Origin of the sequence: Gilliamella sp. wkB108, from assembly GCF_001690195.1 — a bacterium.
Classification (GTDB): Bacteria; Pseudomonadota; Gammaproteobacteria; order Enterobacterales; family Orbaceae; genus Gilliamella; species Gilliamella apicola_L.
In genome coordinates, this window is the sequence record NZ_LZGM01000083.1 from 65097 (window position 1) to 87313 (window position 22217).

A 22217-nucleotide genomic window follows, 5' to 3' on the forward strand; every position below is an offset into this window, starting at 1 on the left:
TCCTAACTCGCTAAGGTTGGCGCAACAATACTGACTAACTGTTGATAAGCTTCTTGATAACTACAATGCTCATTAATACCTTGTTGTAAAAATTTTTGCATCGCAGGAAATAGCGTTATCGCCTTATCTAATAATGGATCAGTACCCGCTACATAAGCACCCACATTAATCAAATCACGATTACGCTGATAACTTGAAAAAAGCTGTTTAAATAAACGAGACTTTTTCTCATCTTCTGGCGGAGTTAAATCGGTCATCACTCGACTTATCGAAGCTTCAATATCAATGGCTGGGTAATGCCCCGATTCAGCAAGTGAACGGGATAGAACAATATGCCCATCTAAAATTGCTCGTGCCGAATCAGCAATCGGATCTTGTTGATCATCACCTTCGGTTAATACCGTATAAAATGCCGTAATCGATCCTTTTCCGGTGGCATCATTACCCGCCCTTTCAACCAGTGCCGGTAATTTGGCAAACACTGAAGGAGGATAGCCTTTGGTTGCTGGCGGTTCACCAATAGCTAACGCGATTTCTCGTTGCGCCATTGCATAACGCGTTAATGAATCCATAATCAGTAACACATTAAAACCTTGATCGCGAAAATTCTCCGCTATTTTAGTTGCATATGCAGCGCCTTGCAGGCGTAATAACGGAGAGACATCGGCCGGCGCAGCAACCACGACCGCTCTAGCTAAACCTTCTTCACCTAAAATATTTTCGATAAAATCTTTAACTTCTCGCCCACGCTCACCAATTAAACCAACAACAATAATCTCTGCTTCGGTATAACGTGCCATCATGCCGAGTAACACACTCTTTCCGACACCGGAACCCGCAAATAATCCCATTCGCTGTCCCTGACCAACCGTTAACAGTGCATTTATCGCTCTTACTCCAACATCAAGCACACGATGTATCGGTGTCCTCTGCAAGGGATTAAGGGTTTTATTGGCTAATCCTTGAAACTTCACATTTTCCGGCAACGGTTTGCCATCAAGTGGCTTACCGGTTGCATCCAATACCCGACCTAATAAAGCCTTACCGATAGGCAATACTTTATGGCTAAAATGAGCCAAATCATATTGCAAAGTATAAACTCTCGCACCTAATAAAATGCCTTCGGTAGATTCAAACGGCATAAGGTAAAGAATCTGATCATGAAAACCAACTACTTCACACTCTACCGCTTCCGTTTTATCTTGTAACTGTCTTTCAACAAAGCAATTTGAGCCTAGTGGCAACTTTAATCCAATTGCCTCAAGTACCAATCCTGATGCTTTAATCAGTCGTCCATATTGGCGAATCAATGAGATAGATTGTAACTGTTCCATTGCTTGAGTGATTTTCATTGACCACTTTGAAGAAAAACGCACCTTATTGATCATCTCCCTGCAAACTCTCAGCCATTATCTGCCAATGATTTGAAATACTTGCATCAATTTCATTGGTTTCAGTAAATAACTTACATCCACCTGATTCGACATTAGGATCGGCAATCCATTGCCAATTATCTTGCTTAATTTCCTCACCCAACATAGGTTCAAGCCAAATAAAATCATCGGGATTAATATGTAATATGATTGGTCCAGATATCAACAAACACTGTTCAAGTAATGCCTTGATTGTATAAACTAATTGTTTCTGTTTTACTTTAGAAATTGAACCTACCGTTTTTTGTGCAGCTAATAACGCTAAATCAACTAATTTAGGAACAATTAATTCATCAAGGTCATTAATGGACTGTTGAAAATTGGTCAATAGGTTAGTGATAGCTTGCATCGTATGCGCTTTTTCATCATTAAGTTGCTGCTCAATATGTTCCCGCCCTTCACGCTCACCTATCTGATAACCTTGTTCATAACCTAACTGTTTGCCGGCTGTAAATCCCTCTTCTTTACCTAAATTAAACCCTTCTTGATACGCTTGCGCTTTAATCTCTTCTTTTAACTGTTGTAAATCTTGCTCAATAGCAACTGAATTATCTTCAACAATCTCCGGCTCTGATTCAGCGTCAATTATCTCTACGTTGTTATCTTGCTTTTTTTTAGTCAATTGTGATCGCCTGCAAGAGGAGAGATCCTGAAAATTTAACGGTTGCCAATTCAATATGTTTGATTGATTATACATATTCATCATCACCGCTACTTAAGATCATTTCACCACTTTCGGCTAATCGACGCGCAATAACCAAAATCTTCTTCTGCTCGGTTTCCACTTGTGATAATCGAACCGGAGGACGATTTTCTAAATCATCGCGTAAAATAGCTGCGGCACGTTGTGACATGTTACTAAGTAATTTATCGCGTAACGTCGTTGATGCGCCTTTTAATGCAATAATCAGTGTCTCATTATCGATTTCCTTAAGTAGACGCTGGATACTTCTGTCATCAACTTCAACCAGATTTTCAAACAAGAACATCTCATCAATGATTTTTTGTGCCAATTCACCGTCATAGTCACGCAATGCATTAATAACCAACTCTTCTTGCTGACTTTTCATCAGATTGATAATTTCAGCCGCAGTACGTATGCCACCAAGATTATTAAGTTTGACATTTTGACCATGTAACAAGGTAGATAAAGAGGTTGATAAAACCTCTAGTGCAGACGGTTCAACCCCACCAAAAGTAGCGATTCGTAACATCACATCATTACGCAATTCATCATCAAACAGACTTAAAATTTCAGCCGCTAAATCACGATTCAAATGCACTAAAATTGTGGCAATAATTTGTGGATGTTCTTTTTTAACCAGATCTACCGCTCGAGCCGCATCGACAAAATTTAACATTTCAAGTCCGTCTGTTGCCTCTTCACGATCTGTCTCTAACAACTCATCAAGTAAACGACTCGCTTTTTCAGTTCCTATTGATTTTTCCAGGATCGAACGTAAATATTCATTCGTATTAGTATTTAATACTGCACACCCTTCAAGCGTCATTTGACACTCATTTAAAATACCTTTTAATTGTTCTTGAGAAAGTTGCGGTAATGACATCATAGAACTACTAATTTGCTGTACCTCTTTAGGGCTAAGGTATTGCAACACTTTGGCTGCGAGTTCTTCGCCTAATACCATTAACACCGTAGCCGCTTTTTGCGATTCCGTTAATTTCATTTATGCGCATCTCCTTTATTCATCCAACCACGAATAATTAAGGCCATTACACGAGGCTCTTTCTCAACAATTTGTCGAATATACTGTTGTTGTTGCATATTATCTTCAAATATTTTCTGTTGCTGTTTACTATGCGCTTTATAATCTACCTTACCGTCTAAACTTGATTGAGGATCCGCGTTGTTAGTATGAGTCACTAACCACTGCTGTTGTAATTTCAACCAGATTGATTTGAATATATTGCGCCAAAGCAACCATAGGATCACAATTAAAATTAAGTACTTAACCACAGTTTTAATAAGTTCATAAAATTCCGGAGTCTGCCAAAATGAAATTGATTCATCCAAATCAAAGATTTGATCAGTAAATTTCAAATTCGCCACCGTTAATGTATCACCACGCAAATCAGAAAATCCCATCGCCTGACGAGCTAATGCCTCAATATTTTTAAGTTCATCATTATCAAGCTTAACCCAATGATTAGTGCTAGTACTTGCATCACTATCACTCTCTTGATTATTAGCCGTATCTGGCTCTGCGGTTACAAATTTATAATTAACTAAAACTGCAACTGATAAACGCTTAATTCGCCCCTCGGGGATCTGACTATGTATAATTTGCTTATTAACTTCAAAATTTAAGGTGTTATTAGATTGTAAATTATAAATTTTTTGCTTATCGTTTTGTTCTGAGGGTTGTTCTTGTTCATCAATCGGTGCGCTAGGTGTTGGCACAGGTTGATTAGATAATGCACCGGGTACACCGCCTGTTGATTGACTGTTAGCTAGCTGACGATTTTCAACTTGCTGTTTACTACGAATAGTCTGATTGGCAACATCACTATTAGGATCATACGTTTCCGAGGTTGATTCTTGCCGACTAAAATCCACATCGGCATTGACCTGCACCATAACATTTTTTTTACCAATAACCGGAATAATGATCTTCTCAACTCGCTCACGGATACTATTTTCAATACGTTCACTAAACTCTAACTGTGCAACGTTAGCATTTCTTTCCCGATAATTTTCACCGGTTAACAAATTACCATGCTGATCAATAATGGTGACTTTGTCTGCTTGCAACTCAGGCACACTACTTGAAATCAAATGAATAATGGCATCAATTTGACCTTGCGATAAAGCTCGACCCGGCAATAAGGTTAATGCAACAGAAGCCGAAGGGAATTTTCTTTCTCGAACAAATAAAGACGGCTTAGGCATAGCTAAATGCACTCTGGCATCTTCAATACTACTAATTATTGCAATTGTTCTGGATAATTCACCTTCTAAAGCGCGCTGATAATTGATCTGTTCATTGAACTGACTCATACCAAAATTTTCTTTGTCGAGTAATTCAAAACCAATCGACCCACCTTTAGGTAAACCTTGTTGGGCAATACGTAAACGCGTATCGTAAACTTTATTTTCAGGGATCAAAATGGTAGAGCCAGAAGACGAAAATCGATAAGGAATATTCATCTTTTCAAGCTGACCAATAATTTCACCACCGTCTTTATCATTCAAATTACTAAATAGAACACCATAAGACTCATCTTTTAGCCACAAATAAGCAATACTCACAATAGCGATAATCACTACCCCTGCGATAAGTAGTAGCATTTTATGATTTTGCTTTAATTGATTGACAAAGGGTAACTTATTTAATCTTGATTTGCCTTTGTTGCCGACACTCTGGCTATCCATAAATATCCTGATGCTAAACTGATTAGATTAATTCTGGAGTTTATTATCTGTGTATTTAAAAAAATCAATAGCTAAAAAAGCATATCCTTTTCCCCTTACTTACACCATTTAGATTTTCAGTCGTATGATAAATTGAGCAGTATATTAATGAAGATAAATCGGCATTTTTTATATCAATGAATACAATAAATCCTTTTAATTCAGTTGCGCAAATAAAGCTAAATGAAGCAGAAAGTACGGTTAAGCAACAAAATCCAACCAATCATAACCACTTTCTGACAGAATTAACCACTGCGCTAGATACCATTAGCCAAACCCAAATTCAGGCCAACAATCAAGCTAAAGCATTCGAAATGGGTGAACCTAACACTTCATTAAATGAAGTTATGGTCAATATGCAAAAATCATCGGTTTCCTTACAATTTGGCATCCAAGTGCGTAATAAATTGGTCGCAGCCTATCAAGAAATCATGAATATGAATATCTAATAAGCTCAACTAAATTTTGCTTAACCCCTTCCCCCCTAAAAAGCCTGTTTAGGGGTAACATAGTGACCTTTTAAGCTATCCCTTTTAAGTTATCCCCCCCTTTAATACTGAATTGAATTGATTTGATGCTAACTAAATTACGTCTAGTTAAAACTAATTAAGGTTTAATTAAATTAAACTAGCTACTTGATGATAATCTTGAATTTGTGAACGCTGAATAACCTGTTCACCAATTAGTTGTCCAAGTTTAGTATGCTGTGCATTGATTAATTGAGACAATTGCTGCTGACAATTTAATATATTTTTAATAGCTATTAAGATCATCTCTTGCTGTGGTTGAGTTAGTTGTTCTATTGCGTTTATATCACCATAACCCATTAAATCATCGGATAATTGTTGATATTTTGCCTGCCAATCAAGTAATGAATCCCACTGCTCATTACGTGCCATTTGTAGCATCTTCTCGGTAACTAAACTAAGTTGCTCATACTGATTTAACAATAGACTTATTTTCATCATCATCTCTTATGGCTAGGCGATTTCACGCCAAGACTCGGCAATATTATTAAGTAAATCAAAACACATTTGTAATTTTTCCTGATCATTATGTAAATTAGCCAGTATTAATTGATGACTGATATAGTGATATAAGCGATCGAGATTCTCGGCAATCTCGCCGCCTTGCTCTAAATCCAAGCAACTTTTAAGACCATTATCAATAATATTTATCGCCTTAGAAATTGCTTTACCTTTACCGGCAATATTGCCTTTTTGGATATACAAGCCAGCCAACCGAATTGCATTTAATGCCCCGTCAAATAATAATACAATTAACTGATGAGGTGATGCTTGGCTAACACAAGTTTCTAAATTGACTTGTTGATAAGCTTGAGATCCGACTTTATACATTGCTCTTCCTTATTTCTTTAAATTGGCCATCATATCAAATTGGGTTGTTAAATAATTACTCATACTATCCAAAGAGTTTATCAACACATCCAATTTCGTAAACTGAACTCGATAGCGCTCAATAGTTTGCTCAATTGAACTATTTACTTGTTCATAACGTTTATCTAATGATTTTAATGTTGAGTTTAAACCATTAGTTACTGAATCAATCATCCCTTCGCTATCAATAAAACCATTCACTTTAGCAACAACTTCATTGGCTATGCCTGTCTTTTCTCCGTCACCGGTAAATAACATAGCCACCGCATCACTATTTTCACTCAACGCTTTTTTTAATTCATTTTCATTAATTGTTAACGTACCATTATTATCCATATTGATACCAATTTGCGCTAAAACAGTAAATTCACCGGCCTGCCCTTTGGCAAAAATCGAACGAATACTCTGATCTATATTACGTAAAGTCGCATCGCCAATAAGTGGACCATTACTATTATTTAACTCATCGGAATTGGTCTCTTTGGCGGTAAACTGAGTTAAAGTTGCTATCGTTGATTGCAATTGATTAAATGCTTCTACCCACTCTTTAATAGCTTGCTCAGCTTTATCATTGTCAGCGGTAATTGCCAGATTCTGACTCGTTGGGGTCGTTGCTTTTAAAGTAATATCAACCCCAGATATCACATCTTTAACAGTATTAGATGCGCTGGTTATAGCGATACCATTAAATGAAAACTTAGCATCTTGAGCCTGACAAACTTCGCTCATCGCACTACTATCAATCTGATTTTTATCAAAACCAATTACTCGATTTAATTGTTCATCATCTGATGAAATTGAAGTAATGGCTTGTTGTTCACCAGTTTCTTTAGATGTGATCACCAATTGATATTCATTTGTTCCTGAACGAACAATACTCGCATTCATCGTTGAAGCACGTGTAGTCCCATCTTCATTGGTGATATTCGCATTATTTATGGCATTAGCGATTGCTTCTAATGAAGTCTCATTCTCACCTAATACCACTTCCAGCTTTTCACCATTTGCTTGCTCAATGGTAATTGTTCGTGATTGACTACTGTTGCCTAATGCACTGGTCTTATCATTTATTGCCGTTGTTGCAACACTGTGCGAAGAAGCTAGCTGATCAACGGTAACCGCATAATTACCTAATGCTGCTTTACTATTTACTTTAACCGAAAAGTAATTATCATTATTGGTCGCCGTTCGACTCTGAAATAACGCCTTCTTTTGCAGTTTTTGGGTTGCACTATTAAATGAGGTTAAAGCACTTTTCAATTTACCAAAACCACTGATTTTGGCATTAACCGCTTTTTGTTGTGTGGTAATAGGGGTTAAACGCGTTTTCTCTACCGCTTCTAATTGATTTAAAACCTCATTAAGATCAATCCCGGAACCTATTCCCAAAACGCTCATCGCCATAATTACACCAACCTATCAAAATTATTTAATATTTTTTATATCGGCTCGTTTAATCAAAAGTTTAGGGATTAATGCGTAATTTATTTCATCAATTAAATGATGTGTATTGTTAAACTAAAAATCAGGTTAAGATTGATTTTCAATTAAATTAATTTATTGATTTATCTATAAATAATTAACACATTAGTAACTAAAACACCTATAATTTCAAAGATAAATACTAAAAATATTAAAGTTTCCATTTTTACTACCGATAAATTATCTATCAGCTCAAATATTGAATATTTTTTCAATATATTGTTGATTCAACTAATCTTATTAAAAGGAGATAAAAATGGCACAAGTAATTAATACTAATACTATGTCTTTAATGGCGAAAAATAACCTAAACAATTCTCAAAGCGTTTTAGGTACAGCAATTGAACGTCTTTCATCTGGAATGCGTATTAACAGCGCTAAAGATGACGCAGCTGGTCAAGCGATTGCAAACCGCTTTTCATCAAACATTCGTGGTTTAACTCAAGCTGCTCGTAATGCTAACGACGGTATTTCACTTGCACAAACTACTGAAGGTGCATTAAATGAAATCAACAACAACGTTCAACGTATTCGTGAATTAACGGTACAGGCAGCTAACGGCACTAACTCAGAAAGCGATCTACAATCAATCCAAAACGAAATTACTGAACGTTTAGAAGAAATCGATCGTGTTTCTCGTCAAACTGATTTCAATGGTTCTAAAGTATTATCTGAAGATAAAACACTTAAAATTCAAGTGGGTGCAAACGACGGTGAAACCATTGAAATCAAGCTGAAAAAAATTGATAGTACTGAGCTTGGTCTTGCAGCATTTAATGTTTCTGATGCACCAACAGCAGATCCATTAAAAACAATTGATGCAGCTTTATCAACCATTGATGCATTACGTGGTCAATTAGGTGCTGTTCAAAACCGTTTTGAATCAACAGTTACCAATATTAATAACACTGTAAATAATCTTAGCTCTGCACGTAGCCGTATTGAAGATGCTGACTATGCAACAGAAGTATCAAACATGACTCGTGGTCAAATTTTACAACAAGCAGGTACATCTGTATTAGCACAAGCTAACCAAGTACCACAATCTGTTCTTTCTTTATTACAGTAAGATAACTGGTTTCTAATTTACTCCTTTAGCAATAGTGATATTTGTTATCGCTATTGCTAATTTTAACAATTACCTATTTTTTACTATCTTATTCCTCGCATTAAATTACCTAACTCTCGCCATAATACTAATAAGCATTTTTTTAACATTGGTTCTCAAAGATGAGTGATAGCTTGTATAACTCACAAGGTGTAGTGAATCAAACTGATTGGCAACAATATATTCATTTAGTTCGTAATGAAGCGTTAAAACTGGCGGTTCGTTTACCGACAACAGTTGAACTTGATGATTTATTACAAGTTGGTTATATAGGTTTATTAGATACCATAAAACGTTATGATGCTTCTCAAGGTAATACTTTTGCCACTTTTGCCATACCTAGAATAAAAGGCGCAATGCTTGATGAGTTACGTAACCGTGATTGGTTACCCAGACAAATTCGTAAAAAGATAAAAGATATCACTAACGCAATTAATGAATTAGAGCAGCAACTTGGTGTACCACCTAATGATCAGCAAATCGCCCAACACCTGCAATTATCAATTTCTGAATATCATAAAATACTATTAGATTCTAACTACAGTCAGATATGTTCATTTGATGAACTGCAAAAAAAAGTCGGCGATAACGTAGAAGAAATGATTGAACAACAAGAAGATAATAATCCTTTTGCCACCATTATCAACGATGAAATTCGTAATACGATTATCCAACAAATTGAAAATCTGCCTGAAAAAGAAAAAATTGCCTTAGCGCTTTATTACCAAGAAGATCTCAATTTAAAAGAGATAGGTAAAGTCATGAATATTAGTGAATCTCGTGTCAGTCAATTACATAGTCAAGCAATAAAAAGAATAAGAAGTAAAGTTTTATCATAGAAAATCAATAACAAAAAGAGTAAAAAATATATAATTTATCGAAAATAAACAGAAATTCATTTTTTTATTGACCTTTATCGTTTAAAAATGTAATTTTAAATACAAAAAAACATTTTTGTAATGTGTTGCTAAAAGTAGATTGTTTTGTAGTGAGTAAAAATAAATAAGGATTGGTGATTAAATTGGGTAATGTACTAGATGACGATATTCTCAAATGTATACATCATTTGAATCTTTCAACACTATTGTTAAGTCAACGTATGCTTGAAAAAGATAAAGTTATGGCAATGTATCGATTAGGCATTGATGAAGAGACCGCAGATATACTAAGTAATCTAAGTACTTCTCAAATGTTAGTTTTATCAGAAACCAATCAATTAACCTTTCAGTTACGCTTTGAAAACTCAGAAATGATGAAAAAACTCACCGAAGAATCTCGTATTAGTGATATTAAACAGATGCATACAGGGATCCTTTTATCGAGCTTACTATTAGACTCCATTAATAAGTGAATAGGTAATTTTGATGAGATGTACAAGTATTATTCAAAAGTATAAGGAAGTTCAACTCGCTATTAGATTAATTTCACTTGGTGCAAGAATTCAAATGCTCGAAAGTGAAACAAATTTAAGTCGAGGAAAATTAATAAAACTCTATAAAGAAATTCAAGGTTGCCCTCCACCTAAAGGATTATTACCTTTTTCAACCACCTGGTTTATGACTTGGGAACCGAATATTCATTCGAGTATATTTTATAATGCTTATCATTTTTTAGTACAAAATGGCACTAAACCCGGTATCCAATCGATTTTAAAAGCTTATCAACTCTATTTAGAACAATGCCCTTTAAATGATGATGAAGAACCAGTATTAGGTTTAACCAGAGCTTGGATTTTAGTTAAATTTGTCGAAAGTAATGTTATGCAACAATCCTGTTGCAAAGAGTGTAACGGCCGTTTTATTACCCATGCTTATCAACCACAAAATAGCTTTATTTGCAGTTTATGCCAACCGCCGTCAAGAGCTGAAAAAAATAATATCACGGCCAAAGAAAGCCATGCAAAATGCCTGCAAGTGTTATCAATATCTCATAATTTTAATTCAGCTACCGCAAAAAGCATAACTGCTTAAATAAAGGTATTAAAGAGATCACAAAGAAGTAACTATTATTTAATAGGAAAAAGGAAAGCCGATGCTAATAATTATAGGATATGTTGTTGTTATCACTTCTGCTTTAGCAGGTTATGTTTTAAGTGGAGGATACTTAGCAGTACTTTTTCAACCTTTAGAATTCCTTATTATTGGTGGCACTGCTATTGGTGCTTTTATCGTTAGTAATGAAATAAAAGTAATAAAAGCTACACTTAAGTCTTTAGCTCAATTATTTAAAAGATCTAAATATAATAAAACTCTCTATTTAACATTAATCAACTTAATGTATACCATCTTAACTAAAGTTAGGCAAAATGGCGGATTATCGATAGAAAACGATATCGATAATCCCAAGGAAAGTGAATTATTTAAACAATATCCTCTGATTTTAGCCAATCCTCAAATCTGTGATTTCATTACCGATTATCTGCGTCTGATGATTAGCGGAAATATGAATGTATATGAAATTGAAGCATTAATGGATGAAGAAATTGAAACCAACTCGCATGAATTAGCCAAACCTGTTGATGCCATTTCCAGTGTTGGTGACGGTTTACCTGCATTTGGTATTGTCGCTGCGGTAATGGGAGTGATTAATACCCTAGCCCAAGCAGATAGGCCTGCTAGCGAATTAGGCGAACTGATTGCTCATGCTATGGTCGGAACTTTTTTAGGTATTTTGCTGGCTTATGGTTTTATCTCTCCGTTAGCGGCACTATTAAAACAAAAGAATACTGACACTATTAAAATTTTAGAGTGTGCAAAAGTCATACTGATTGCCAGCATGCATGACTATGCCCCACAAATTTGTATTGAATTTGGACGAAAAACTATTTTTGCTAATGAACGTCCATCCTTCTTTGAATTAGAAAAGTACATTCAAGAAGTTAAAGATAAAAATGCCACTCAAACAGAAAATAGTGAACCATGAAAAATAAACCAGAAAGAATAATCATCACTAAAAAAAAATCCAGTCACGGCGGTGGTCATCATGGTGGTTCATGGAAAATTGCTTATGCTGATTTTATGACAGCAATGATGGCACTATTTTTAGTTATGTGGTTGATCGCAAAAGCGAGTCCACAAGAGTTACAAGGTATAGCAGAATACTTCCGAACACCTTTGCTAGTTGGTAATAACGGAGGCAAAAATATTAGTGATAGCGAAAGCCCTATTCCTGGTGGTGGGGATGATGTCAGTAAAATGATTGGCGAAGAAAAACAGAACGATTTAAATTCACAATCTGAAAATTTAGAAACCAAACAGCTTGAAAAGATACAATTAATAGAAACCGCACGTAAAATTTTTGAATTGTTTGAAATCGATCCTCGTCTAAAAAAGTTAGCGCCAAACCTCATTATTGAGTTAACTGAAATGGGATTAAGAATTCAAATTTTAGCCACCGATGAAAAACCCATGTTTGATATTGGTAGTGCAGTTATTCATCCCAATATGCAAGAGATACTATTTGCACTTGCACCAATTTTAAATTCATTACCGAATAAAATCACCTTATCAGGTCACACAGATGAACGTCAATATATAACCGGCGATCGTGGTTATAGTAACTGGGAGTTATCGGCTGACAGAGCCAACGCCTCAAGAAGAGAACTTATCGCCGGTGGATTAGATTCAAATAAAATTATTCGTATTATCGCGTTAGCCGATACTGTTGGTTTAAACAATCCTAATTATAGTACCGATGCTAATCGCCGTATTAGTATCTTAATCTTAAATAAATCAGCACAACAATATATTGAAGACGAAAATAATATGACAGGCATTGATTTTTTAAAACAATCACAATCTATACAATCAGAATAAATTGCGTTTATAAAAGCATAATAAAATCTAAAAAATAACGACTTATATTACTTTATGCAAATTTATCTAAAAAATAGTTAAAGTTTTAACAAATTGATCCGATATAAACAATACCCCATTAGTTTGATAATCATCTTATTGACTGGAACGATATTTAGGAGTTTTTATGTCCAATTCATTAATGAATACTGGTATTAGCGGATTAAATGCAGCACAAAGTATGCTTAATGTTATCAGCAATAATATCAGTAATGCACATACAACCGGTTACAATCGTCAACAACAAATCTTAAGTCAAGCAAATGGTACTAAACATGGTTTTGGCTTTATTGGTAATGGCGTGACAATAAGTTCTGTCAATCGTGCTTACAATCAATTCGTAGTCGGTCAACTACGTCAATCACAATCACAAAATGGCGCCATCAAAGCTTATTATAATGAATTATCTAAAATCGATAATTTATTAGCCGAAAATGACAACAGTATTTCATCGCAAATTAATAATCTTTTCACTAGTTTAAATAAACTATCTTCAAATGCAGGTGATGCATCAATTAAACAAACAGTTATTAGTGATTTAACATCTTTAACAAATCAATTTAACAAAACTGAAAATAATCTTAAAACTCAGATAGCTAATATCAATACTGAAATAAATAGCAATGTCGATAAAATAAACACCTATACTCAACAAATTGCAGATCTAAACCAGAAAATATCACAATTACAGGCAGTTAGTGGTGGCAATGAACCCAATGCCTTGTTAGATCAACGTGATCAACTCGTCAATGAATTAAGTGAAATAATCGGTATAACCGTGACAGAACAAAATGGGCAATACAATATATCTATTGCTAATGGCTTAAGTTTAGTTCAAGGTGCATCGGTTAATTTACTTTCGGTACAACCTTCTAATGACGATCCGTCACTCAATACCATTATATATACTCATAATTCTGGTGCGACTCAGGAATTAACCAGTCAAAACATTCATTCTGGCACATTAAATGGGTTATTAACTTTTCGTGAAGGTCCATTAACTGAAGCCAGAAATCAATTAGGTCTAATCGCTTTAAATTTAGCTGAACGTTTTAATGAAGTGCATACCTCAGGAGTAGATGTTAATGGTAACCAAGGTGAAAAGTTATTTGAATATAATCACCCTAGTAGTATTACCAATGCCAAAAATCAAGGTAATGCAGCTGTTAATGTCCATTTTAATTCAGTCACTGACGTCAAAGCATCTGACTACAAAATAGAGTTTAATGGTAGTGACTGGGTTGTTACCCGACTGTCTGATCATAAACAAATCACACCAGAAGTTGAAAATGGACAATTACGATTTGACGGACTATCTATTGAAATCAGTGGAACCCCTGTTACAGGCGACGCCTTTATTATAAAACCTGTTGCGGATATTGCTTCATCACTACAATTACGAATTAATGATGTAAATAAGCTCGCTACCGGCATTAATGATGATGAAAATGGCTCAGGTGATAACCGCAATGTGGCTAAGTTATTAGCGATCCAAAATGAAAAACTGGTCAATGGCACAACAACACTTAACAATGCTTATTCGACTTTAGTTAGCTACATTGGTAGCGAAACACAAACAGCAAAAATTTCAGCCCAATCAAGTCAAAATATCACCCAAGAAATTTATGAACAAAATCAATCTATTTCTGGTGTTAATATTGAAGAAGAGTATATCTCTATGCAGGTATACATGCAGTATTATCAAGCTAATGCTAAGGTAATTGACGCTGCAACGACAATATTTGATACCATTTTAAATTTAGCCAAATGATGAAAGGATAAAATATGCGTCTTAGTACTAATTCAATGTATCAAAAGAACTTAAATAGTATTTTAAATACCAACAGCAAATGGCAAAAATCGGGGTTACATTTAGCTACAGGTAAAAAAATCTTATCACCCTCTGATGATCCAATGGGAGCCGCTAAGACTTTAACCATAAAGCAAGCTCAAACCAGAAATAATCAGTTACAAGCGACTCGTGATAGCGCTGATAAATCATTGAGCCGGCAAGATACTATCTTAAAAGAAGTTAATACCGTAATACAAAGTATCCAAGAAACATTAGTTTACGCAGCAAATGAAACATTAAATGATGAAAACAGACTCGAACTAGCTAATAAATTACAAGGATTAAAAGATCAACTTTTCTCATTAGCTAACGCTAAAGATACTAATGGTAACTATCTTTTTGCTGGCAATAAAAATGATTTACCACCTTTTGTAATCGATCAATCAGGGAATGTGAGTTATGTTGGTGGTAATCAATCCATTACCGTCCTTATTGATGATAGTCGAGAAATTTCACTTAGTTTCACTGGCGTACAAGCGTTTATGACCGGTTCAAATATTAAACACCCAGATGGAACACCTGCAGAAAGTAATATTTTTGCAAGTATTGATTATGCTATTGAGGCTTTAAAAATTGGTATTGACGATAATAATGAAACCAATATTCAACAGTTTAGAGACGGCTTATCAAAAGCAAGTTACGGAATAGAAAATTCCTTTAATAATATCTCAATATTACGCGCTGAAGGTGGTTCGGTATTAAATGAAATCGAAAGGTTAACTAATCACGGTAAAACATTAGACATTGATTTTGAAACCCAAATTAGCCAACTTGAAGATGTTGACTGGTATGACGCAATTTCTGAATATGTCATGTTACAAGCTAATTTACAAGCAGCACAATATACCTTTATGAATATGCAAAATATGTCACTATTTCAAATGAAGTAGTCTCTTTAAAACCAATATTCATAAAAAATGGTTTATTAAGTCAAACTTATAAGTAATCGTAGTCATCCTATAACAAAGGCGGTTTAATACCGCCTTTTTAGGTTTGTTAATTATAATAATTAACTTATCAATATAGAAATAAACCTCATCTTTTCATTTAACTTTAAAATAGCCTCTTTTTTCATCAGATAATCGGCAAAATCGAAAGCAAGAGACCTTTTCAAAATTAAATTCACACTATTGTAATAAGTTTAAAATCACTGCTTGCCAATCACATAAACATCTTTTTAATTTAATTAGTTGAAGAATTTTAATTGATAAACAGTTGCTTTATATGCCCTATTTTCAACCAAGCTTTTTAACTGCGATATTAACTCAATTAACTAATATAACTTATTAATATTAAATAATATTGCCACATAAGAGTGTGTCAAATTTCGTCCTATTTTTGCTTATACACTACACGGATTATCTGTTATGATAAAAATCGCAATGATAGTACAACTGTTGAGTAAAGAAATAACTAAAAATTAGTTTATGGATTTATAACCAAAAGGAGAACTATATGGCTAACGAGTTTAATCGTCTTCTCGGTCAATTCGCTGATGGATTGTTGGGTGATTTAAAAGGGATTAGCCAAAATCGCTATACCTTAACAGTTGATAATCTTAATGTACCTATTTCTGTTTTAGATGTTGAAAGTTATGAACAACTAAACCAACCTTGGCACTACCGCATTAGGTTCACCAGTCCAGACAAAGCGTTATTACATGATTCAATCCTTAACCAAAAAGCCTCCTTCGCCTTTAATCCTGTTATTAAAACAACCTTAAGCTCAGCGATACGTTCATTAAGTGATTTACCTTCAATCAGTAATCCTCGCACTTTATATGGCATGATTACTGAATTTAGTCAGTTATCAGTGAATAAAGATGAAGCTCACTATCAAGTGGTATTATCACCACGCTTAGCAAGGCTGGCATTACATCGAAACAATGCGATATTTCAAAAGCAAAGTGTAATTAGTGTTGTTGAAGAGGTTCTGCGTAGTCATGGATTTACCGGAATTGATTACCGTTTAGAATTAAAAGATGCCTATCCGATTCGTGAATTTATTACCCAATGGCAAGAGAGTGATTTAGATTTTATTCGAAGAATATTAGCTGATATCGGCGTGTTTTTCCGTTTCGAAAGTCATTTAACTCACCATTGTGATGTTATGGTCATCAGTGATTATGAACAAGGTTATCAGCAAGTAGCTGACATAGATTACAAATTACCGACAGGGACGATTGACGGTGGAACTGAAAGTATTTGGGATATTCAATTGCATAGTCAAGTGGTGGAATCCTCGGTAAAAGTGCAAGATTATAACTACCGTAATGCAAAAACAAATTTACTACAAGAAGTAAATTCACAGCCTAACGACAGTACCACTTATGGAACTAATTACCGCTATGAAGAGCATTATAAAGGTTTAAATACCAATGGTCGGGGAAATAATAACCAAAATAATAACGATAATATCGAAAGCGGTTTATGGTATGCTCGTATTCGCCATGAACATGCAATCAGTAAAAAAATAATCATTAATGGTAAAAGTAATCGATATGATCTTGCCCCAGGACAACACATTAGTGTTAATGGTAATCCACTGGTTGATATCAATGACGGTATTATTATTTTAAGTGTTCAAGGACATGGTGATCGCACTGATGCCTATGAACTGAGTTTTACCGCTATTCCTTATTACGCTTTAAAACCATATCGCCCTGCACCACTAACGTGGCCTAAAGTTGGTGGTACATTACCGGCACGCGTAACGAGTCCCGACAACGATACTTATGGTTATATTGATACTCAAGGACGTTATCGGGTCAAACTGAATTTTGATTTAAAGAGCTGGAAGAATGGTGAGGAGAGTTTATGGCTAAGACTGGCAAAACCCTATGCAGGTAATACCTATGGTTTTCACTTTCCACTGATAGATGGTACCGAAGTTGCGATTGCTTTTATGGATAGTAATCCTGACAGGCCTTATATCGCTCATGCTATGCATGACAGTAACCACCCTGACCATGTAGCGACGGCAAACAAACATCGTAATGTGATTCGCACGCCGACAAATAATAAACTACGCATGGATGACAAACGCGGAAAAGAGCATATCAAACTTGCCACTGAATATGGCAAGACCCAACTAAATCTGGGGCATTTAGTTAACCAAAACAAAGAACAACGGGGAGAAGGGTTTGAACTGCGTACCGATGAATGGGGAGCAATAGCAGCCGAACGTGGTTTATATCTAACGAGTCAAACCGAACCTAAAGCGCAAGGTAAACAGCTGGATATGCAAGGCGCAATTGCACAACTTGAAAATGCGCTCTCGATAGCTAAAGCGTTACAAAATGCCGCCACCCAATCACAGGCGCATACCGCTGACACCGACAGTCAGGATCAACTAAAGACAGTGTTAAGCGGATTAAGTCAAAGTGGCATACTCGCTTATGCACAAGAGGGGATAGCCTTAACCAGTCCGGAAGATATTCAACTATCAACCAGTAACAGCGTCGCAATTACCAGTGAAAATCAAACTGACATTACAGCATTAAAAAATATTACGCTATCTTCAGCCGAAGCGATAGGTTTATTTGCCCATAAATCAGGTATGAAAGTATTTGCCAATCAGGGCGATGTTGAAATGCAGGTACAAAATGACAACCTGAACATGGCAGCAAAACAAGATATAAAAGTCGATAGCGTTGACGGTAAAGTCACCCTGACTGCCAGTGAAAAGATCACATTAATTTGTGGTGGTTCATATATCAATATCAGTAGCAAAGGTATTGAACTCGGTACAGCGAAAAACACCTATTTAAAGTGTAATGCCATGCAGAAAATGGGCGCTGCAAGCAATGATTTATCCGCAAAACTAAATACGCCTAATAAAGCACTCGAAATCTTATTAAAAAAACATATCACCTTTAATTCCAAAAGCTTTTCGGAATAATTTATAAGGACATAATAAAATGACGATAAAAAAAATCACTAGTTTTAGATTTCCGGTTGGTGAAAAAGAATTAAGTCAAGACGCTTATTATAAAGCTTTATCAGAAGCTAAAAGCGGTTTTTACCCGTTTGGAATAAATGGTATATGGCACGGCGGAATTCATATAGATCAATCTGTTTTGAAAGAAATCGATAATGATGATCGAATGCGGTGTATGGCAAATGGTGAAGTCATCGCTTACCGTATTAATGATGTTTACCCTAAAGCGGTTTATCAAGAGATAAAAGTTCCCTGCAAAGGACAACGCGTTGCTTATTTTTCAAGTGGATTTACATTAGTTAGGCACTATTTACAAATGCCTAAAATTGCAGGTTCAACCGACACACCTCCGGCTATTACATTATACAGCTTATATATGCATCAGCTAGATTGGTACGGTTATCAACAAAGAATGCAAAATAGTGAGACTGAGATATTATCCCCCAAATTTTGGTCTGTTACATCAGGTAGAGTAAGTCCAGATACAACTGAAATAATTAAGGGAAGTGTGATACGAATAAATGGAAGTGGAACTGAGATTGTTGGTTTATTACTAAAAGATAGTAAAATTCGTTTGGGTGAAAGGAAAGGTACCAATTGGTACAAAATTGTTTCGATCTCTGAAGGTTCTGTAGTAACTTCACAAGGTGTAACTAGTGAATTGGGTGATATTCAAGGTTATGTCTTTAGCGGTGATGTTACTCCTGTTCCTACTGATAAAAGTGCAAATGCCACAATCGATTATCAAGTTGTTAAAGAAGATAATAATGCAATAGGTAAAGCTGAAGTGAAAGTAAAAGGTATTACCGTCTATGCCTCAGCCAATGAAAAACAAAAATTAGCTTATTTGCCAAATACCGCAACCTTTTTATTTAACGGGCAAGAAAATGGTTATGCCAAAATCCGTCAAATTAGTGGTTGTTATGTCCCTGTTGCATTAAATAATCCAAATGGTGATCAAGATTCACCTCATCAAGGCTATGTTAAAATATCTTCTCTGAGTTCACTCACTTTTAAACCCGAAAGATTAGATGAAATTGTGGTATTAAAAACACCTATCCCAATATCGAAAGGCGAGTTTATTGGTTACTTAGGGCATAATGTTAGCCAAAAAGAACGCTTTGACGAATCTGAGGAAGAACCTTTAGCCACAACAAGGCGAGTTTCAGATAATAAATTACCCAAATTAGCACATATTGAATTATTTACTTGTGACGATTTACCTACATTTATTAATCAAACGCGTGCTTTAGCAAACAATCTGCCTGAATACGAAAAAACGGTTATTTCAATTGAAAAGGATGCAAGGTTAACCCACGAGACTGAACCCGATGGTTCTTTAAATACGGGTTTAGGTATCAATTTTATCGGCGATGTGAATAATTATTATGTCAAAATTAAACCTGAATATACTTTAGATTTGCCTACGCTGTATTTTAACCCAACCAGAGTTTTCCCTTTTTTATTTAATACTACAGTGGGTGGTATTTTTGATTCAATAAATGTTGATACAGAAGATACGAACGATAAACCCAAAAAGTACACCTTAACGCAAGCAGATAAAAGCTGGCTAATCGATCATTATCAATCCACTTATCCCGAATTAACAATAAATGACATTCCCGATGAAGTAGATCTTGTGAGTGATGTTACCAGAATTTTATCGAGAGATAATAGTGATAATACATTCACAATTAGTTTTATCCTCGAAAATAAACATTACTGGATTAAATCAGTTGATGTTGTACACCTACAAGGCGAGTCAGGACAACTCAATACAAAGATAGATTATTGGGATAACTTTCCATTATCACTGGGCAACTTACCAGAAGCTACCGAAAAAGATACCGTATACTTTCCGCGAACATTATCAATAGACTCATTAAGTCATGATTATTCTACTATAGCCATTGATGAAAATAATGCAATTTGGGTATTTGTCACAGCAGGCAATAAGCAAGGTTCGCCAATAAAAGGGTGGGTTAATACAGCAACTGATGCCCAAGAACATATTAAACGAGAGACGCCTTGGCATTGGTCAGGGTTTAACACAATAGAAGATAAAGCTTCAGTGGGTGAAGTATCAAAGAAACTGGCTGCTATATTAGACGTAGGTGATTGTACTGAAACTATGTTGGCATTACTCCGTATTTTTAAGCAGAGTTCTATTAATATTCTTCCGCCAGAACAATTTCCTGAAGGTACAAAAAATGATATAGAAATATTGTCGTTGTTATTACAAAACAAACTTAGATACCCTTTTTCCATTGAACAATATAAAGATGCTTTACGAACCAGTTGGACGGCAGAGCAGATAGGACATTTATTATTAAAATATGAAAGTGAATGGTATGCCGATGATGCTTTAAGCAAATGGAATGAGATAGATAATTTATTTGAAGATGAAAAACAACAAAAAAAGAAAGCGTTAGAAGAAGATTTACATAAAGCAGGCATAATCAAACCTCATGAACGTAATTATGCATTAGAAAAACTGGAAGAATCACACGAAATTGTCAAGTCAAATTGGCAAATTGAAAAAGAGCAACGCATTAAACCGTCACTCTGGTGGAAAAAAGTTGCTGAACTACAAGTACAAGAGGCACAAACCACAAACGATAACCAAACCAACAGCACAAATACACCACAACTAACCAATCTATCAACTGATGGTAAAGCATGGTTTATTCATCCTGTGGCGATGATTGAATACTTTACTGTTTTGAATATTGTTACTTACCATATTTACCATGACGGTAATATCGAAAAACATATCCCTCAAAGGATAACAAGTGGATTCGAGAAAAAATATAAATATATTTATCATGATAAAGATGATAATGAACATGAAGTTTGTATTTGTGAATGGCATACAATCAAAAAGAAATTATTAGATGATAATCCTACCGGAAGATACACATATCCAAATCATGGAACAGTTCAAGAGAGTAAAACCGTTGTTAATGATGGCTATATAGAATCAAGAGCTACATATACCAATGGCGATATTCATGAATGGATAAAAACAGAATCAGGGGTGAGTATTTATCAAAGACTAACTATGACTAATGGTGATATAGCTGAATATGGGTATCATTCTGATAAATTAGGAAATGTATGGAAATTATACCGACAACAGGAAGAAGAGGCTCAATTAATCAGAATTCCTGATAGTGTTAATTATGTGAATGATGATGTAATTATCAAATATGAACTTAAAGAAACTTTTCGAAAATATACCAATCCAGATGTTATGGCCGGTTTTATAGGGGCATTAGCCGAGATAAAAGAAAACATCATTGTAACTGGTAGTGCTTATGAACAGGGTTCTTGTTTTCCTAGCTCATTACATATCAATGGTCAAGCTATTGATACCAAGTATATTAAGAATGTTAATAATTTATCTAATTGGGATAAAGATAAAGCTTTCGCTGAGGCCTTAATGAAATTTCATTTTCGAAGATTCAGAATTGGTCCTTTGATGTATGCTTTTTTTAATGGAATTGATGAACGAAAAGATGGAGGAACGTTACATAATACCCATTTACATACAGAAAATTTTGATTTTGAATCAATAAATAAAATACCATAAATAGACTTACTAAAAGATATTAATAATTAAATATAATTAATTATTATAAAAAAGTTAAAATGTATTACTTAAGGAATATTATGAAATTAAGCAAAATTTTGTTAACTACCATCCTTCTTTTTATTTT

18 protein-coding genes are annotated in these 22217 nt (G+C 34.9%); 11 read left to right on the forward strand and 7 right to left on the reverse strand.

The window, feature by feature from the left end:
* Positions 1-2 precede the first annotated feature (2 nt).
* From fliI to fliF, 4 genes are read right to left on the reverse strand one after another with little or no spacing between them, the layout of a single operon-like run.
* On the reverse strand, positions 3-1352 hold the full coding sequence (gene fliI, locus A9G11_RS09280) for a flagellar protein export ATPase FliI (protein WP_065619325.1): 1350 nt from the start codon (positions 1350-1352) through the stop codon (positions 3-5).
* 25 nt (positions 1353-1377) lie between these two features.
* Positions 1378-2130, reverse strand: a complete 753-nt coding sequence (locus A9G11_RS09285; protein ID WP_176701260.1) for a flagellar assembly protein FliH — start codon at positions 2128-2130, stop codon at positions 1378-1380.
* The gene (gene fliG, locus A9G11_RS09290; protein ID WP_065619327.1) at positions 2123-3121 is read right to left on the reverse strand and encodes a flagellar motor switch protein FliG; all 999 of its coding nucleotides are present in this window, start codon (positions 3119-3121) and stop codon (positions 2123-2125) included. Before fliG ends, A9G11_RS09285 begins: the two co-directional genes overlap by 8 nt.
* Positions 3118-4827: a flagellar basal-body MS-ring/collar protein FliF gene (gene fliF, locus A9G11_RS09295; protein WP_065619328.1), complete on the reverse strand. Its 1710-nt coding sequence runs from the start codon at positions 4825-4827 to the stop codon at positions 3118-3120. The genes fliG and fliF overlap by 4 nt, the downstream gene beginning before the upstream one ends.
* A gap of 176 nt (positions 4828-5003) precedes the next feature.
* On the opposite strand from fliF, the gene fliE reads away from it, so the two are divergent.
* Positions 5004-5315 (forward strand): flagellar hook-basal body complex protein FliE, encoded by a 312-nt coding sequence (gene fliE / locus A9G11_RS09300; protein ID WP_065619329.1) that lies wholly within the window; start codon positions 5004-5006, stop codon positions 5313-5315.
* Positions 5316-5483: 168 nt separating this feature from the next.
* Here the strand turns inward: fliE and fliT are convergent, their stop codons facing one another.
* Genes fliT through fliD form a run of 3 tightly spaced genes read right to left on the reverse strand, consistent with a single transcriptional unit; the run spans position 5484 to position 7667 of the window.
* Positions 5484-5831 carry a flagellar protein FliT gene (gene fliT / locus A9G11_RS09305; RefSeq protein ID WP_065619330.1) on the reverse strand — a complete coding sequence of 116 codons (348 nt, stop codon included), beginning with the start codon at positions 5829-5831 and terminating at the stop codon, positions 5484-5486.
* A gap of 15 nt (positions 5832-5846) precedes the next feature.
* Positions 5847-6224 (reverse strand): flagellar export chaperone FliS, encoded by a 378-nt coding sequence (gene fliS / locus A9G11_RS09310; protein ID WP_065619331.1) that lies wholly within the window; start codon positions 6222-6224, stop codon positions 5847-5849.
* 9 nt (positions 6225-6233) lie between these two features.
* The gene (gene fliD, locus A9G11_RS09315) at positions 6234-7667 is read right to left on the reverse strand and encodes a flagellar filament capping protein FliD (protein ID WP_081298512.1); all 1434 of its coding nucleotides are present in this window, start codon (positions 7665-7667) and stop codon (positions 6234-6236) included.
* Between the two features lie 334 nt (positions 7668-8001).
* On the opposite strand from fliD, the gene A9G11_RS09320 reads away from it, so the two are divergent.
* The 10 genes from A9G11_RS09320 (at position 8002) to A9G11_RS09365 (ending at position 22090) form a co-directional block, all read left to right on the forward strand.
* On the forward strand, positions 8002-8814 hold the full coding sequence (locus A9G11_RS09320) for a flagellin N-terminal helical domain-containing protein (protein ID WP_065619333.1): 813 nt from the start codon (positions 8002-8004) through the stop codon (positions 8812-8814).
* Between the two features lie 161 nt (positions 8815-8975).
* Positions 8976-9692, forward strand: coding sequence for an RNA polymerase sigma factor FliA (locus A9G11_RS09325; RefSeq protein ID WP_065619334.1), 717 nt, complete (start codon positions 8976-8978; stop codon positions 9690-9692).
* 182 nt (positions 9693-9874) lie between these two features.
* Positions 9875-10204 (forward strand): flagellar transcriptional regulator FlhD, encoded by a 330-nt coding sequence (flhD, locus tag A9G11_RS09330; RefSeq protein WP_065619346.1) that lies wholly within the window; start codon positions 9875-9877, stop codon positions 10202-10204.
* 13 nt (positions 10205-10217) lie between these two features.
* Complete coding sequence (flhC, locus tag A9G11_RS09335; protein ID WP_065619335.1) at positions 10218-10823, forward strand: flagellar transcriptional regulator FlhC; 606 nt, start codon at positions 10218-10220, stop codon at positions 10821-10823.
* Between the two features lie 61 nt (positions 10824-10884).
* Complete coding sequence (gene motA, locus A9G11_RS09340; RefSeq protein ID WP_065619336.1) at positions 10885-11775, forward strand: flagellar motor stator protein MotA; 891 nt, start codon at positions 10885-10887, stop codon at positions 11773-11775.
* Complete coding sequence (motB, locus tag A9G11_RS09345) at positions 11772-12668, forward strand: flagellar motor protein MotB (protein ID WP_065619337.1); 897 nt, start codon at positions 11772-11774, stop codon at positions 12666-12668. The genes motA and motB overlap by 4 nt, the downstream gene beginning before the upstream one ends.
* 166 nt (positions 12669-12834) lie before the next feature.
* Entirely contained in the window at positions 12835-14478 is a 1644-nt protein-coding gene (gene flgK, locus A9G11_RS09350) for a flagellar hook-associated protein FlgK (protein ID WP_065619338.1), read from the forward strand.
* A gap of 14 nt (positions 14479-14492) precedes the next feature.
* Complete coding sequence (flgL, locus tag A9G11_RS09355; protein ID WP_065619339.1) at positions 14493-15449, forward strand: flagellar hook-associated protein FlgL; 957 nt, start codon at positions 14493-14495, stop codon at positions 15447-15449.
* A gap of 565 nt (positions 15450-16014) precedes the next feature.
* Positions 16015-18459 (forward strand): type VI secretion system Vgr family protein, encoded by a 2445-nt coding sequence (locus A9G11_RS09360; RefSeq protein ID WP_065619340.1) that lies wholly within the window; start codon positions 16015-16017, stop codon positions 18457-18459.
* Positions 18460-18478: 19 nt separating this feature from the next.
* The gene (locus A9G11_RS09365) at positions 18479-22090 is read left to right on the forward strand and encodes a hypothetical protein (RefSeq protein ID WP_065619341.1); all 3612 of its coding nucleotides are present in this window, start codon (positions 18479-18481) and stop codon (positions 22088-22090) included.
* Positions 22091-22217: the final 127 nt, after the last annotated feature.

What these genes read in the sequence shown, in the direction of transcription:
- fliI (WP_065619325.1), bottom strand. Translation starts at nt 1,352, where the DNA reads ATGAAAATCACTCAAGCAATGGAACAGTTACAATCTATCTCATTGATT.
- A9G11_RS09285 (WP_176701260.1), bottom strand. Translation starts at nt 2,130, where the DNA reads ATGTATAATCAATCAAACATATTGAATTGGCAACCGTTAAATTTTCAG.
- fliG (WP_065619327.1), bottom strand. Translation starts at nt 3,121, where the DNA reads ATGAAATTAACGGAATCGCAAAAAGCGGCTACGGTGTTAATGGTATTA.
- fliF (WP_065619328.1), bottom strand. Translation starts at nt 4,827, where the DNA reads ATGGATAGCCAGAGTGTCGGCAACAAAGGCAAATCAAGATTAAATAAG.
- fliE (WP_065619329.1), top strand. Translation starts at nt 5,004, where the DNA reads ATGAATACAATAAATCCTTTTAATTCAGTTGCGCAAATAAAGCTAAAT.
- fliT (WP_065619330.1), bottom strand. Translation starts at nt 5,831, where the DNA reads ATGAAAATAAGTCTATTGTTAAATCAGTATGAGCAACTTAGTTTAGTT.
- fliS (WP_065619331.1), bottom strand. Translation starts at nt 6,224, where the DNA reads ATGTATAAAGTCGGATCTCAAGCTTATCAACAAGTCAATTTAGAAACT.
- fliD (WP_081298512.1), bottom strand. Translation starts at nt 7,667, where the DNA reads ATGGCGATGAGCGTTTTGGGAATAGGTTCCGGGATTGATCTTAATGAG.
- A9G11_RS09320 (WP_065619333.1), top strand. Translation starts at nt 8,002, where the DNA reads ATGGCACAAGTAATTAATACTAATACTATGTCTTTAATGGCGAAAAAT.
- A9G11_RS09325 (WP_065619334.1), top strand. Translation starts at nt 8,976, where the DNA reads ATGAGTGATAGCTTGTATAACTCACAAGGTGTAGTGAATCAAACTGAT.
- flhC (WP_065619335.1), top strand. Translation starts at nt 10,218, where the DNA reads ATGAGATGTACAAGTATTATTCAAAAGTATAAGGAAGTTCAACTCGCT.
- motA (WP_065619336.1), top strand. Translation starts at nt 10,885, where the DNA reads ATGCTAATAATTATAGGATATGTTGTTGTTATCACTTCTGCTTTAGCA.
- motB (WP_065619337.1), top strand. Translation starts at nt 11,772, where the DNA reads ATGAAAAATAAACCAGAAAGAATAATCATCACTAAAAAAAAATCCAGT.
- flgK (WP_065619338.1), top strand. Translation starts at nt 12,835, where the DNA reads ATGTCCAATTCATTAATGAATACTGGTATTAGCGGATTAAATGCAGCA.
- flgL (WP_065619339.1), top strand. Translation starts at nt 14,493, where the DNA reads ATGCGTCTTAGTACTAATTCAATGTATCAAAAGAACTTAAATAGTATT.
- A9G11_RS09360 (WP_065619340.1), top strand. Translation starts at nt 16,015, where the DNA reads ATGGCTAACGAGTTTAATCGTCTTCTCGGTCAATTCGCTGATGGATTG.
- A9G11_RS09365 (WP_065619341.1), top strand. Translation starts at nt 18,479, where the DNA reads ATGACGATAAAAAAAATCACTAGTTTTAGATTTCCGGTTGGTGAAAAA.